Source organism: Dellaglioa sp. CoH-57-MRSF-16 (genome assembly GCF_056782055.1).
Window position 1 is genome coordinate 91,989 of the sequence record NZ_JBXAXZ010000002.1, and the last position, 15,762, is coordinate 107,750.

Consider the following 15,762-nt stretch of genomic DNA (forward strand, 5'->3'; position numbering starts at 1 on the left):
CTAATAAAGGAGTCGATATTAATGGATTTAAAAGAGAAATTACTTGAGTTACAAGAAAAAGGCTTGAAACAAATTCGTGAATCAGAGGATCTAAAACAAATTAATGCTATTCGTGTTAATTTACTTGGAAAAAAAGGACCAATCACAGAAGTTTTAAGAGGTATGAAGGAATTATCAGCCGAAGAACGACCTAAAATTGGTAGCTTTTCTAATACCATTAAAAATGAGTTAGCTGAAGCTATTCGTGTGAAAAATGAAGAACTTGAAATTAAAATGACTGCTAAAAAGTTGGAAAAAGAAAAAATCGATGTAACGCTACCAGGTGCCCAAATTCAATTAGGGCAGCCACATGTTATTATGCAAGTGATTGAAGAATTGGAAGAGCTCTTTTTGGGTATGGGGTATCAAGTTGTTTCAGGTCCAGAAATAGAAGAAGACCATTACAATTTTGAAATGTTGAACTTACCTGCGGATCATCCCGCTCGTGATATGCAAGATACATTTTATATTACAAAAGAATTATTAATGAGAACACAAACATCACCCGTTCAAGCAAGGACAATGGAAACACATGATTTTTCAAAAGGACCATTAAAAATGGTTTCACCTGGTAAAGTTTATCGACGTGATACAGATGATGCAACGCATTCACATCAATTTCACCAGTTCGAAGGGTTAGTAATCGACAAACATATTACGATGGCAGACTTAAAGGGAACGATTGAACTGATTGCTAAAACAATTTTTGGAGAAGAACAAGAAATTCGGTTACGACCAAGTTACTTCCCATTTACGGAACCGTCAGTTGAAGTCGATGTGACCTGTTTTAAATGTGCGGGTAAAGGGTGCTCAATCTGTAAATACACAGGCTGGTTAGAAGTTTTAGGCGCTGGAATGGTACATCCTAATGTATTAAGAATGGCCGGTGTCGACCCTGAAGTATACGGTGGTTTTGCCTTTGGTTTAGGACCAGATCGTTTTGCGATGCTTAAATATAGTATCGACGATATTCGTCATTTTTATTTAAACGATAATCGATTCCTGTCACAATTTACGAAAAGAGGTTAGAGATAATGAAAGTATCTAAAAATTGGTTGAATGAATATTTAACATTAGAAATTGAACCTGAAATTATTGCTGAAAAAATAGCTCGTACAGCCGTTGAAATTGATAGCGTTGAACGTCCTTCTGAAGGACTTAAAAAAATTGTTGTTGGATATGTTGATAGTTTGGTACCACATCCAGACTCTGATCATTTAAATATCTGCCAAGTTGATGTTGGTGAAGGATCTCTTAGTCAAATCGTTTGTGGCGCACCTAATATTGCCGCAGGGCAAAAAGTTATTGTTGCATTACCCAATTCTAGAATTGCTGATAATGTTAAAATCAAACGTGGTAAAATGCGCGGACAAGCTTCTGAAGGTATGATTTGTGCATTACAAGAAATTGGATTTTCAGATAGTGTCGTGCCTAAAGAATTTGTAGAAGGTATCTACGTAATGCCAGAAAATGCAATTCCTGGTGAATCAGTCTTTGATTACTTAGGTATGAATGATGACATTATTGATATTGATGTGACACCAAATCGTGCTGATATGTTAAGTATGCGTGGGGTAGCACATGAACTATCTGCTGACTATGATGTTCCGGCAACATTTAAGCATCCAGAATTGAAAGAAACATCTACTGAAAAAATTGAAGATTACATTTCTTTATCGTTGCCTGATAAAACGTTAGCACCCACATATTCGATGCGCGTGATTAAAGATTTAACAATTAAAGCAAGTCCAATGTGGTTACAAATTCGTCTTTGGAACGCAGGCGTTAGACCTATTAATAATGTCGTTGATGTGACCAATTATATATTGATGGATTATGGTCAACCATTACATGCCTTTGATTATAATAAATTGGGAAGTAAAGATATTTTAGTAAGAACAGCTATTGCTGGCGAAAAGATTACAACACTAGATAGCGAAGAACGTGAATTAAAAGAAAAAGATATTGTGATTACAAATGGTAAAACACCGATTGCTATTGCTGGGACAATGGGTGGCGAATCAACACAAATAACCGACGAAACTGTGACAGTTGCGATTGAATCTGCAGTATTTAACAATTCAATGGTTAGAAAAACAGCACGCACACATGGTATTCATAGTGAAGCCTCAATGCGATTTGAACGTGGTATTAACGTTGAAACAGTACAAGAAGCACTTGATGCAGCAGCAGAGTTAATCGCTAATTTAGGTGATGGAACAGTTGTGTCGGGTACGGCAAGTGCAAGTAAGCTAGAAGCAGAGTCAACTTTTGTTGATACAACGGTGGCACATATTAATGGTGTACTTGGGACTGAATTATCAGAATCTGAAATCACTAAATTATTTAAACAATTAGGATTTACGGTTGTAAATCGCGATGGTACTTTAAATGTTGAAGTTCCTGCAAGACGTTGGGATATTAGTATTGAAGCAGATTTAGTAGAAGAAATCGCGCGTATTTATGGATACGATAATATTCCTTCTACACTACCAACTGGCAAAATGACTCCTGGTAAATATACTTATAAACAAAAAATGATTAAACAGGCGCGTCATATTTTGGAATCAGCTGGGTTATCTGAAGTTATTAGTTATGGATTAACAACGGAAGAAAAAGCTGGTAAATTTATTTTTGAAGAAAAAGATGTTTTTACGACAAATTTAATGTTCCCAATGAGCTCAGAACGAACAACAACAAGAATGAACTTAATCAGCGGGTTATTAGATGATTTAGCGTACAATGAAGCACGAAAATCTGACAATCTTGCTTTCTATGAACAAGGAAGAGTCTTTTTCCGCAGTGAGGGCGAAGAGCGACCTACTGAAATTGAACATATTGCAGGTGCAATGACAGGATTATTTAAACTTGCAAATTGGCAAAATGAAAAACAACCTGTTGATTTCTTCATGATTAAAGGTGTTGTTGAACAATTATTAACACAATTAGAATTAGTTGATGATGTTACTTATGTATCTTCTGAAAGTCATGAAGATATGCATCCAGGACGAACAGCTGATATCTATTTAAAAGATGAATTAATTGGTTTTGTCGGCCAAGTACATCCTAATTCAGCTAAAGAATTTAATTTAAAGGAAACATACGTTTTCGAATTAGATCTTCAAAAATTAGTTGATGCGAAAAAAGCAGACCGATTATTTGCGCCTATTTCTAAATTCCCATCAGTTACTCGTGATGTGGCCCTCCTAGTTGCTAATGATATAGCTAACAGTGAGATTGAAGCGTTAATTAAAAAACAAGGTGGAAAGTCTTTAATTGATGTTCATTTATTTGATCTTTATCAAGGATCTCATATTGAAAATGGCATGAAATCCCTTGCTTATACGTTAACTTATCAAGATATTACAAAAACTTTGGTTGAAGAAGATGTCACAAATGATTTTAACCGTGTTATCGAAGCTTTAAAAGAGACGCTTAGGGCTGATATTCGATAATTTAGGACGCAGCTTAATAATACTTATTATTAAGCGTGAGGAGGTTAAACAATGAAAAAAGATGATACATCTCCAGAATTACCGCCAGAGAATAATAAAAACCAGGCTAAGAAAATTATTGCAGGGGTCATTGCATTATTATGTATATTACTACTGACAATATTGTTTATGACCTATAGATATATCAAGGCATCTTTAGATCCACTAGATAAAAATAATAATAAAATTGAACAAGTTTATATTCCAATTGGATCAAGTACAAAACAAATTGGAACAATTTTAGAAAAAAATAAAATTATTAAAAGTGGTACGGTGTATACGTACTATGTCAAGCAAAAAAAGGTGTCACAATTTAAGGGCGGCTACTATCAACTTAAGGCATCTATGAGTTTGGATAAAATTGCTTGGACACTTCAACAAGGTGGAAGTAGTGAGCCTATACAAAATAAATTAGCGAAAGTATTAGTTGGTGAGGGAACAACAATTAACCAAATCGGTAAATCCATTTCAAAAGAAACAAATTTTTCATATAATGATTTTATTAAATTAATGAAAAATAAAACTTTTTTGGATTACTTAGATAAAAAATATCCAGATCTTTTAGATACCACTATGGCATCTAAAAACGTGAGATATCCTTTAGAAGGTTATTTGTTCCCAGCTACGTATACTGTTTATAAAAAAACAACGTTAAAAAATCTTGTTGAGCAAATGATTGTTAAAGCAAATGATGAATTATCGCCTTATTATGCAACAATAAAAAAACAAAAATTAACAGTACAAGAGGTCATTTCTCTCGCTTCATTAGTTGAAAAAGAGACGGAAAACCATAAAGATCGTCAAAAAATTGCCGGTGTTTATTTCAATCGAATTGCATCAGAAATAACGTTACAATCAAAAATATCAGTTAGTTATGCGCTAAATATACCGCAAAAAGATTTAACGTCAGCTGATTATTACGTGGATAAACCATATAATTTGTACGTTTATAAAGGATATGGACCTGGTCCATTTAACAATGCTAGTTTAGATTCTATCCAGGCTGTTTTGACACCATTGGACAGAAAGAAAGGTAATTTCTATTTTATTTTCAATTCAAATTCTAAAAAAATAGAATATTCTAAAACGTATGAATATTACCAAGCATTTTCACCTATGACACAGGCTGATAATGATTATGTTCAATAATCCACGCAACCGGTTTACAATCACAAAATTAAATGTTAACCTGATAGGCATATTGAACTTATTAATTTTAAGAGGAGTAAGTGATGGCAGAAGATAAAGTATATCCAATGACCGTAGACGGTAAAGTTAAACTTGAAGAAGAACTTGAAACATTAAAAACAAAAACGCGTGCAGAAATTATTAATCGTATTAAGATTGCACGTAGTTATGGCGATTTATCAGAAAATTCAGAATATGAATCAGCTAAAGATGAACAAAGTTTTGTTGAAGGCCGAGTTAAAACAATTGAACATATGCTCCATTATGCAGAAATTATTGATAACGCTGGTGTAGATGCTGACGAAGTTTCTGTTGGTAAAACAGTTTCATTTATGGAACCTGGTGAAGAGGAAGAAACATACACGATTGTTGGTGCGGCAGAAGCTGACCCAATGTCTGGTAAAATTTCAAATGAATCACCAATCGCTAAAGGATTAGTTGGCCATAAATTAAATGAAACAGTAACAATTGAAACACCAAATGGTAATTTTGAAGTCAAAATTACCGATGTTAAAGATAATTTATAAAAGCTAAATATAAAAGATTAAGTTGCAAATCATTTGTTACTTAGTCTTTTTTTATTAAATTAAGTAGGTGAGATAAGTTGAAAAAGAATTTTGCAATAATCGGTTTAGGTCGATTTGGTGCGAGTGTTTGCGAAACGTTGATTGAGTATGGGCAAGAAGTTTTAGTTATTGATAGGGATGAAGCTCGTGTAAATGATTATATGGATATTGCAACACATGCTGTTGTTGCCGATGCACAAGATGATGAAGCTTTAAAATCAATCGGTATTCGTAATTTTGATCATGTGATTGTCGCAATTGGTGAAGATATTCAAGCAAGTATCTTAGTCACATTGATGGTTAAAGAATTAGGTGTTCCTGTCGTAACGGCTAAAGCATTGAATAAATATCACGCTCGTGTACTCCAAAAGGTTGGGGCAGATCATATTGTTCATCCTGAACGAGATATGGGAATCAAGTTGGGTAGGGCATTAAGTTCTAATCATTTGTTAGATTACTTAGATTTAGATGATGATTACCGATTGGCAGAAATTGATATGACAGATCCGAGATATGTTAATAAGACATTAGATGAATTAAATTTCAGATCAACATTTAATTTAAATGTAATCAGTATTAGACGTGGTAAAGAAATGATTATTTCACCATTAGCAGATCAAATTATTTTACCAAATGATCAGGTACTGATTATTGGTGAAACAAAAGCTGTCACAGAATTTGATGAAAAAATGAACAAGACTAAATAAAAGGACAAGATTGCATATTGCAATCTTGTCCTTTTGTATTATACAAAAACTATTTAATCAATCTTTTTGTGTGAACGATAATTGGCTTAATAAGTATCAAGAGAATAGCCAAAATTGAGACGATCAAACCAATACCCATGTATGGTGGCCAATAGATAAGTTTAACGGTATGATTTCCCTTAGCAACTTTAAAGCTGAGAAAAGTATTCAATGATTTATTAGTTGCTACGGATTTACCATCAACTTTAACATGCCAACCTTTACTGTATGGAATCGTTGTAAAGACGACTTGATGATTACGTTTAACTGATATTGAACCTGTGATTGAATGTTGATTGTATTTTGTAACGTTTAATTCACTAGATTTTAGTTGCTTAATTTGGGATTTAAATGAATTAACATTCATTTGATAAAGCGTAAAGTTTTCTAAGAAAAGGGTTCTTTTCTTTAATTTAGCTGTCAGAACTATTTTTTTACCTTTATTATTGGATGCAATATTAACAACAACTGTATTTCGATACGTTTTATATTGTTTTAATTCGTGACCATTTAATTTAAATAAAACATTATCAGTACTTAATCCTGAACCTAAGGTTAAATAATAAGCATCGTTTGTTGTTGGTGTGTATGTGAAAGTGACTAGTCCAGATTTATTTAGTTTCGTTTTTGTTAGAATAGAATTTGTTAAATTAATTTGTGAACCAACGTTATCAAAATTGACAGTATTAAAATTAATTGGTGTAAATAAAGCATCGTTATTAATACCGGTTAGAGCAGATAACCAATCAGACTGATATCTTAATGGGTTAGTTGTTTTATTCTTGTTTGTCAATATAGTATCATTTGCTGCATAGCCAATTGATAAAGCATACGGATTTTTAACCGTTTCAGTTAACGAGTTATTTGAGACAGGTCTATAGTAAGCTGTATCAGGTTTTTCAGTTAGTGGTGTCAATGTTTCTAACTGTGTGTCCAATGCCTTAGAAGTCCGTAATTGTTTTGGTGTAAAAACGTACTTCATATTTAATAGGGCATCTGTTACCAAGGTACCATTTGAGTAAGTGACATAATTATCACCATCAGGTTGTCCTATCTTACCGTAAAAAGTTGGGATTGATTTTGAAAAAGCAGAACTAAAATGGGAACCGCTGAAAAAATCAGCTGACATGGCATCATTTTTAGTCCGACTGTATGTTTGTGCGACACGATAGAAAGAATTATCAATTTTTTTTAACGATTTACTTTCAGTTGCTAGGGCAGTCGTTGACACGTCGTATTCACTTGTAGATAAATAACTAATGTTATCTAATGAATAAACAGCGTTACATGACATCTCAGCTATTACACTTGCAAATAACAACCATTTGAATGAAGGTGATGCATGATCTTGGAACTGAATTAAAATTAACGTTAAAAGAATAAATAAAATTGATAGGAATAAAGTTTCATCAGATAAATAACTATAAGATTCTTTTGATATAAATAAGTACGTAAACATTCCGATGAATAAAAGACCTACAATACTCAATTTCCAGAATTTTATAGGATTAAAGTACTCAAATTGTTGAGCAGCTAAAAGGATAATCCAAAAGCAAAATACAAATGAAAAACGATAAGGATACCAAACTGGAAATTGCATTCCGTGCCATAGTAAATCTAAAGGTTCAAAGCACATCGATAGGATCAAGAAACTTGTGATTAAAAAAGAGACAACCCGTTCTTTAATTGAAAAACGGTTATTCATGAAATATAAGATAAAACCAATTAAAGCCAAACTCCCTACAAAAATATTAGGGAAACCAGAAGGCATTTGATCAAAATTGAATGAACCAATCACAAATTTTGAAAGCATCGCTAAAGGATTATATTCAATTTTTGCTTTAATAGATTCTTCCGTGTATTCTCCCTTACTTGAAAGCAATGAGAATAGAGTTGGAAAGAGGATAATTGCTGAAATTGCTACAGAAACTAGAGATTTATAGATGAAAATCCATGATTTTTTAAAAAATTGTTTAACTGATAGAGATACACGACTTGTTGTATATAAGAAATATAAAATCATAAAAAGACAGACCATATAACCCATATAATAGTTAACGATTAAAAGTAACGCAAGCCACCAAGTATAAGCCCAACTTTTTGAATTCAACTGTAATTTTTCAAAGCCTAAAATAACTAAAGGTAATAGAATAACAGCGTCTAACCATAATAAATTAAGTTGGTTAGCAATCGTCCAACCCATTAGCGCATACGCTGTGGCAAATAATGGGATATAAAGTGAAGTCATTCTTGTTGTTTTCTTTAATAATAAACCGAACGTAAGGCCTGATAAGGCATATTTTAAAAGGGTGACTACCATAACACCCGCTAAAATTGATTTTCCTGGAAATACTAAGAAAATAAGATTAAAAGGACTCATTAAGTAGTATGCCCACTCACCTAACATATCACCACCAATTGCTTGTGAAAATGAATAGAAAAAACTAGTAGGATGATGGAGAAGTGTGGCTCTAAAATAAGAGAAAAAATCAATATATTGCTGACCTAAATCAACAGTTAATAGAGAACTATTCCCAAAAGGATACATTTTGCGGCCAATAAAGTAACAAAGCATAATGAATAAAGGAATAAGGAAACTTAGAAGGAGTACATGATTCTTTTTAAGATAATTTTTAAGCTTAACCATTTTAAAACCTCTCTGACTATTAATGTATGGTAATAAGAATAGCATATTTGGGACTTTACCGCATAAATCAGCAGCAGATAAAAATATATTTAATCTGATTATTAAAGTTTTTATTATAATATAAATTGTTAGCCTGTTTATTGGGCCAATGAATCTTAAAAATGTGGTAATATGGTAAATGATATATTTATACGAATTAAAAGACTAATAATGATACAGTGAGAGGTAATTAAACGTGAAACTTCCAAAAACAAAACAAGGTCGAAGCAAACAAAATAAATCACATATTCCATTTAGATTAAATTTCCTGTTTTTTATTGTTTTCCTACTTTTTGCAGCATTACTGGCGCAGTTAGCCTATTTACAAATTTTAAACGGAGCTTCATTTGAAGCGACAGTTAATAGTACGGATACGACAACAGAAACTAAGAATGTACAGCGTGGGATGGTTTATGACTCAACAGGTAAGGTTCTAGTTGGTAATAATTCTTCTCGAGCAATTACTTATACAAAAGGATCAGGTATCCTATCGCCTGATTTATATAAGATAGCTAATAACTTAGTAACCTATGTCAGTATTGATACGAGTAAATTAACAGACCGCAATGCTGCTGATTACTACTTAGCGGATAAGGGGCATTTAAAAGCTGTCACTGCTGCTGTAAAAAAAGAAAAAAATTTAACATCTGCTGAGTTAAACAAATTATCAACTACTGATTTTAATACATTGACAGTAGCATATGCTGTTAAAAATAACATTGATTCATTAACTGATGAAGAAAAAGAAGCTGCTACTGTTTTTGGGAAAATGACGGGTGCTTATTCATTATCAACTGTTTACTTAAAAACCTCTGATGTTTCCGATAAGGAGATGGCTGAAGTAGGTGAACATTTATCAGGGATGAATGGGATTAAAATAGGAACTAACTGGTCACGAAGTTACCCAAATGGTAAAAGTATGAACAGTATCATCGGAAATGTCACTAGTGAAGCTACTGGGCTACCTAGTGATAGCGTGGAAACGTTAATGACTGAAGGTTATTCACGAAATGATAGTGTTGGTCAGAGTTATTTAGAAAAACAATATGAAGATGTTTTAAAAGGAACAAAGTCACAAACTAAGGTTGAAGTGGCTAATAGTAAAATAGTAAAACAAGTACAAGAATATAGTGGTAAAAAAGGTGATAATCTCGTCTTAAATATTAACGCTAAATTCCAAGCTCAAGTTCAAAAGATTATGAACGATAGTGTGAAATCAATTGCTGGAAGCAATCCTTATAATCCAGGGGCCTACGCAGTTGTCATGAACCCAAATACAGGTGCCGTTTATGCAATGGCCGGTGTTAATCGAAATATTAAAACAGGTAAGATTACGGATGATGCTTTAGGGTCGATTAATCAAGTATTTACCATGGGTTCTGTTGTAAAAGGTGCTACGGTTATGGGAGCTATGATGGATGGGGCAATTACACCAACTAGCAATACCATAACTGATGAACCTATTAAGCTTGCTGGGACAGCTCCTAAGTCATCATGGTTTAATACATCTGGTTCAGCTAACGTTGCGTTAACAGCTTCTGATGCATTAATGGTTTCTTCTAACTCGTACATGATGCAGTTAGCAATGAGAGAAGGCGGATTCAAATATTCAAGTGGTTCTTCACTGGATATGTCGAATTCAATTTTCCCCAAAATGCGTGGTTACTTTAATCAATTCGGACTTGGTATCAAAACAGGTGTTGATTTACCTGGTGAGTCAACTGGTTTTGAGGGTGTAGCTAACCAAACAAATATTGGTAAAGCACTTGATTTATCTTTCGGAAATTATGATTCATATACAACTATTCAATTAGCGCAATACATGTCAACGATGGCTAATGGTGGTACAAGATTACAACCACAAATTGTAAAAGCGATTCGTTCAACAAATGAGGATGGTTCTTTAGGTTCTGTTCAAACTGAAATGACACCTAATATTTTAAGTACAGTTAACGCAACAAAATCAGAATTTGATGTTGTTCAATCAGGATTTTATAAGGTTGTTCATGGATCAAGTTCATTGAGAACTGGGAATGCGATGAGTGATGTAACACCATCAATTTCAGCTAAAACAGGTACTGCTCAAACATTCTATGGAACATCTGAAACTGAAGCACTTAGTTTGGCTTCATATGCACCTTCTAACAAGCCTAAAGTGGTCGTTGCACTCGTTTTCCCTGGAATGGCTAATAATACAGGTAGTGCTGTGAATGGTCAGGCAGCAGTTTCAATTTATTCAGCATTTTGGAAAACTGTTGAATCTGATAAATAATATTAAGGAAATAAGTCATCTAATACCTGATTTTATTGCTGTAAAGTAAATTTCCTTAACAAATAAAAAAAAACACTAGCGTTTACTTATTAATAATGATATTATATAAGACGTTAAAGACTAATTGTCTTATGAAATTATGAAGAAATATATGGAGGGTTGCAACCATGCGTGTACACATTACATTAGAATGTACGGAATGTCATGAACGGACATACCTATCAAGTAAAAACAAACGTAATAATCCAGATCGTGTTGAGCTTAATAAATTTTGCCCACGTGATCGTAAGGTTACTTTACATCGCGAAACAAAATAACAACGGGAATTTTCCTGTTGTTTTTTTGTTTTAAATAACTTTTATACTAGTTGAAATAAAATCTTGTAAACGTTATTTTGTAAATTTTTATATGAAATAAGGAGCTATCTATGAATTTGGCAAAATACAAAAATACACCATTTATGACGTACTTTTTTATTGGATTATCAGCAATTGTTTTCATCGCAATGACACTTGCTGGTGGTAGTCAAGACACAAATGTATTAATTGAATTTGGCGCTAAATATAATCCACTGATCATGGACGGCGAGTGGTGGCGATTATTTAATCCCATATTTTTACATATTGGATTTGAACATATTGTCCTTAATATGGTTACATTGTATTTTATTGGTATCCAAATTGAGATGTTATTTGGTCATTGGCGTTTTACAGGCATTTATTTGCTTGCTGGAATTGCTGGCAATATTGCAAGTTTCACGTTCAGTCCAGATACTATTTCGGCAGGCGCTAGTGGTGCTATTTTTGGTTTATTTGGGGCATTCCTAATGTTAGGTGATAATTTTAGAAAAAGTGCCTATTTTAGACAAATGTCGCAGCAATTTTTACTATTCATTGTGTTAAATCTTGCGTTTGGGTTTATGTCGTCAAGTACAGATAATGCAGCTCATATTGGCGGTATTTTATCTGGATTCTTAATCGCAACGACTGTAGGCGCACCAAGATTGGCACGAATCAGTCATATTAAACAGATAGCTGCATTCGTTATTTTAATTATTATCAATTTAATTCTGATTAAAATTGGAATTTCTAATAGTATCTAGTTTAAGGTGGTGACCGTTAATTGAAAAATTTGTATGATGTCCAACAACTATTGAAACAATTTGGTGTGTACGTTTATGTTGGTAAACGTATGTGGGATATTGAATTAATGGCATTGGAATTAGATAATTTACATCGATCAGGAGTGATTGATGACAAAATCTATGCTAGAGCTAAAATTGTACTATCTCATGAACATCGAGTTGAAGAACAAAATAATTGAGAGTGTAAGTGGAGGAATTTGAATAATGGTAATTGAAAAAAAATTAATTGGTGTCGACTTAGGTGGCACAACAGTTAAATTCGCTATTTTAACTGAAACAGGCGATATTCAACAAAAATGGAGTATTGAAACAAACGTTCTTGATGAAGGCTCACATATTGTGCCAGATATCATTGCTTCAATTAATCACCATATCAGACTATTTGATATGACTGCTGATCAATTCGTTGGAATTGGTATGGGCTCACCAGGTACAGTAAATCGTGCAGATGGAACTGTTATTGGTGCATATAATTTGAACTGGAAAACATTGCAAAATGTTCAAGCAGATATTGAATCCGGTACACAAATTCCATTTGCTATTGATAATGACGCCAACGTTGCTGCTTTAGGTGAACGTTGGAAAGGCGCTGGCGAAAATGATGATGAAGTTGCCTTCATCACGCTTGGAACTGGTGTTGGTGGCGGTATTATCGCTAACGGTGCATTATTACATGGTGTTGCTGGTGCTGGTGGCGAAGTTGGACATATTACAGTTGAACCTAATGGCTACATGTGTACTTGTGGTAAGCATGGTTGTTTAGAACAATATGCTTCAGCTACTGGTGTTGTACGTGTAGCTCGTGATATGGCTGAAGAGTTTGCTGGCCAATCAAAATTAAAAGAAATGTTAGATGACGGACAAGAAATTACATCTAAATTAGTTTTTGATTTAGCTAAAGAGAATGATGTTTTAGGTAAAATGGTCGTTGATAAGGTATCGTATTATCTTGGACTAGCTTGTGGTAACTTAGGTAATATGTTAAATCCAGCATATATTGTTATCGGTGGCGGTGTTTCTGCTGCTGGAACGTTCCTATTAGATCAAGTTACTAAATACTTTAAACAATTTTCATTCCCAACAGTTCGTTCATCAACATCATTAAAATTAGCACAATTAGGAAATGAAGCTGGCGTTATTGGTGCCGCTTCACTTGCTCGTCAGTTTATTAAATAATAATTGAGGGGAGAACTAGTATGATTTTAGGAGCAGTAAAGGTTAGTTTAATAATTAATATCATTTTGATTATTATTTTAGTTGGGTTAGCTGGTAACCAATTTTATCTTTGGTATATGGGTCGCCGTGCAGCTAAATTAGTAACAAATGAAGAATTTAATGAAGGTATGCGTAAGGCGCAAGTTGTTGATTTACGTGAAAAAAGTGAATTTGATGCTTCTCATATTATGGGAGCAAGAAATATTCCCTATTCTCAATTTAAAACAGCGATTGGTGGTTTAAGAAAAGATTTACCTCTTTACTTATATGACCAAGGTAAATCGATTAGTACTCGAGCAGCCTATAAATTACACAAACAAGGCTATACAGATATTACTATTTTGAAAACAGGTTTTTCAAAATGGGATGGTAGAACAAAAAAACGCTAAAAAGAAAAAGCATTGAGGAATGAAAATTCTTCAATGCTTTTATTAGTTTATGAATGGTGTGATGAACGGCTCTTACGTGTTGCACGTTTACGGTTTTCTTCAATCATTTGTTCTTTTTCTTCGATGGGTGCAACAACAGTTTTTTTAAAGGCAAAGACGCTACCAACTAATGCGCCTACAGTTGCAGCAGTTCCGACTAAGAAACCTTTTGAAAAGTTTTTCATTATGTAGACCTCCTTATTCATTTGACATCTTTATTATGACTTATTCAATCTAAAATTGCCACTAAAAGCACCGCTATTTTACGATTAATGATATAATAATTTTTGAAAGTTAGGGGTGACTTGTATATGCAGACCAAAATTTATGCGCATCGCGGAAGTAAGGGAACCAGACCAGAAAATACGTTAGTTAGTTTTCAGGCCGCAATAGATGCAGGAGCCGACGGCATTGAGACTGATGTTCAGTTGTCTAAAGATGGTGAACTAATCATTATGCATGATGAAAAAATTGATAGGACCACAAATTTAACAGGTAAGGTAGTAAATCTGACACTAGCGGAATTAAAAAAAGCAGATGCAGGAATTAAATTCAGTTCTGACTATCAAGGTGAACAAATTCCAACATTAAAAGAAGTAATTGAGTTGTTAAAAGATAACAACTTTAAAGGCACTTTTAATTTAGAATTAAAAACGAATCATATAGAATACCAAGGTATAGAAGAACTTGTAAATAAACAAATGGAACAATTACCATCAGATATTCATCTTTTGTATTCTAGTTTTAATCCAAACTCAATTCGTAGAATGCAAAAAATTAATCCTGATGCAGAATTCGCGAGTTTATTCCAATTTAAAATTAAAGAGTCGCGTCAATTGGCTAAGCATCATTTAATCACTAGCTTACACCCTGATGTGACCTGGCTGAGAGAACGACATGGCTTATTTTGGCCAAAGCTACTGATTCGCCCTTGGACAGTTAATTCAGTTAAGGATATGACTTATTGTTTTAAAAAGAAATATGATGCCATTTTTACAGATTTTCCTGCAAAAGCAATAGAAGTACGAAAAGATATTCAAGGAGATTAGAAATGACGCAAAAAGTATTGTTAATTGTTGGGCCAACTGCAGTTGGTAAAACTGATTTATCGATAAAATTAGCAAAAAAATTTAATGGTGAGATTATTTCAGGCGATTCTATGCAAGTTTACCGGAAATTAGATATAGGGACGGCTAAAATTACAGAAGATGAGATGGATGGAATTCCACATTATTTAATTAATCACAAGAATAGTGATGAACGTTATTCAGTCGCTGATTTTACAGTCGAAAGTCGCGCAGCAATTAGTGATATTGCCTCTAGAGGGAAATTACCAATAATTGTTGGTGGGACCGGATTTTATTTACAGGCATTACTTGATAATTTTCAATTGGGAACAGATAATGACGACGATTTAAATTTAAGAAAAGAATTACAAGAACGTAGTGAAAAAATCGGTCCTGAGGCACTTTGGCAAGAATTAGAAAGCTTAGATCCAAATGCAGCATTAAAAATTCCAGTTAATAATACGCTACGAGTAATCAGGGCATTAGAGGTTATTAAAAAATCAAATCAATTGTTTTCGGCGCAAGCGGATCAAAAAACGGATGAGTTTAACCCCTTTATTATTGGGTTATCGACTGATAGGTCAGTGCTATATGATCGGATTAATCGTCGAGTTGACCTTATGATTGGTTCCGGGCTGATTGATGAAGCAAAATGGCTTTTTAACCAAAAAACCAATGATTTACCAGCTAGTAAAGGTATTGGATATAAAGAGCTATATGCTTATTTTGAAGAAAAACAATCACTTGATGAAGCGACAGAGTTAATAAAACGCAACTCAAGGCGTTACGCAAAACGACAATTAACTTGGTTTAGAAATAAAATGGCAGTTAACTGGTTTGATTTAATCGAGCATCCGGAACAACTAAGTAAAATAGAAATACAAATAGTGGATTGGTTAAAAGGACAAAAGTCATAA

Annotated in this window: 15 protein-coding genes; 13 read left to right on the top strand and 2 right to left on the bottom strand. The window is 33.5% G+C overall.

The window, feature by feature from the left end; all coding sequences use genetic code 11:
* Window positions 1-21 precede the first annotated feature (21 nt).
* From pheS to AC1RPH_RS02385, 5 genes are all read left to right on the top strand, one after another.
* Window positions 22-1,068, top strand: coding sequence for a phenylalanine--tRNA ligase subunit alpha (pheS, locus tag AC1RPH_RS02365; protein WP_409022664.1), 1,047 nt, complete (start codon window positions 22-24; stop codon window positions 1,066-1,068).
* 5 nt (window positions 1,069-1,073) lie between these two features.
* Window positions 1,074-3,494, top strand: coding sequence for a phenylalanine--tRNA ligase subunit beta (gene pheT / locus AC1RPH_RS02370; protein WP_481761221.1), 2,421 nt, complete (start codon window positions 1,074-1,076; stop codon window positions 3,492-3,494).
* 51 nt (window positions 3,495-3,545) lie between these two features.
* Window positions 3,546-4,682, top strand: a complete 1,137-nt coding sequence (gene mltG, locus AC1RPH_RS02375) for an endolytic transglycosylase MltG (protein ID WP_481761222.1) — start codon at window positions 3,546-3,548, stop codon at window positions 4,680-4,682.
* Window positions 4,683-4,765: 83 nt separating this feature from the next.
* Complete coding sequence (greA, locus tag AC1RPH_RS02380) at window positions 4,766-5,248, top strand: transcription elongation factor GreA (RefSeq protein WP_481761223.1); 483 nt, start codon at window positions 4,766-4,768, stop codon at window positions 5,246-5,248.
* A gap of 77 nt (window positions 5,249-5,325) precedes the next feature.
* Window positions 5,326-5,994: a potassium channel family protein gene (locus tag AC1RPH_RS02385; RefSeq protein ID WP_481761224.1), complete on the top strand. Its 669-nt coding sequence runs from the start codon at window positions 5,326-5,328 to the stop codon at window positions 5,992-5,994.
* 49 nt (window positions 5,995-6,043) lie between these two features.
* On the opposite strand, the gene AC1RPH_RS02390 is transcribed toward AC1RPH_RS02385, so the two are convergent.
* Complete coding sequence (locus AC1RPH_RS02390; protein WP_481761225.1) at window positions 6,044-8,680, bottom strand: YfhO family protein; 2,637 nt, start codon at window positions 8,678-8,680, stop codon at window positions 6,044-6,046.
* 235 nt (window positions 8,681-8,915) lie between these two features.
* Between AC1RPH_RS02390 and AC1RPH_RS02395 the strand changes: the two genes are divergently transcribed.
* From AC1RPH_RS02395 to AC1RPH_RS02420, 6 genes are all read left to right on the top strand, one after another.
* Window positions 8,916-10,991, top strand: coding sequence for a peptidoglycan D,D-transpeptidase FtsI family protein (locus AC1RPH_RS02395; protein WP_481761226.1), 2,076 nt, complete (start codon window positions 8,916-8,918; stop codon window positions 10,989-10,991).
* A 167-nt stretch (window positions 10,992-11,158) separates the two neighbouring features.
* On the top strand, window positions 11,159-11,308 hold the full coding sequence (gene rpmG / locus AC1RPH_RS02400) for a 50S ribosomal protein L33 (protein WP_057973409.1): 150 nt from the start codon (window positions 11,159-11,161) through the stop codon (window positions 11,306-11,308).
* Between the two features lie 110 nt (window positions 11,309-11,418).
* The gene (locus AC1RPH_RS02405) at window positions 11,419-12,093 is read left to right on the top strand and encodes a rhomboid family intramembrane serine protease (protein ID WP_481761227.1); all 675 of its coding nucleotides are present in this window, start codon (window positions 11,419-11,421) and stop codon (window positions 12,091-12,093) included.
* 20 nt (window positions 12,094-12,113) lie between these two features.
* Window positions 12,114-12,314 (top strand): YqgQ family protein, encoded by a 201-nt coding sequence (locus tag AC1RPH_RS02410; protein ID WP_409022657.1) that lies wholly within the window; start codon window positions 12,114-12,116, stop codon window positions 12,312-12,314.
* A gap of 31 nt (window positions 12,315-12,345) precedes the next feature.
* A complete protein-coding gene (locus AC1RPH_RS02415) occupies window positions 12,346-13,311 on the top strand; it encodes an ROK family glucokinase (RefSeq protein WP_481761402.1) in 966 nt (321 codons plus the stop codon).
* A gap of 20 nt (window positions 13,312-13,331) precedes the next feature.
* Window positions 13,332-13,739, top strand: a complete 408-nt coding sequence (locus AC1RPH_RS02420) for a rhodanese-like domain-containing protein (protein ID WP_481761228.1) — start codon at window positions 13,332-13,334, stop codon at window positions 13,737-13,739.
* Between the two features lie 47 nt (window positions 13,740-13,786).
* On the opposite strand, the gene AC1RPH_RS02425 is transcribed toward AC1RPH_RS02420, so the two are convergent.
* Complete coding sequence (locus AC1RPH_RS02425; RefSeq protein WP_409022655.1) at window positions 13,787-13,963, bottom strand: DUF3042 family protein; 177 nt, start codon at window positions 13,961-13,963, stop codon at window positions 13,787-13,789.
* Window positions 13,964-14,089: 126 nt separating this feature from the next.
* On the opposite strand from AC1RPH_RS02425, the gene AC1RPH_RS02430 reads away from it, so the two are divergent.
* On the top strand, window positions 14,090-14,827 hold the full coding sequence (locus AC1RPH_RS02430; protein ID WP_481761229.1) for a glycerophosphodiester phosphodiesterase: 738 nt from the start codon (window positions 14,090-14,092) through the stop codon (window positions 14,825-14,827).
* Between the two features lie 2 nt (window positions 14,828-14,829).
* A complete protein-coding gene (miaA, locus tag AC1RPH_RS02435; protein ID WP_481761230.1) occupies window positions 14,830-15,762 on the top strand; it encodes a tRNA (adenosine(37)-N6)-dimethylallyltransferase MiaA in 933 nt (310 codons plus the stop codon).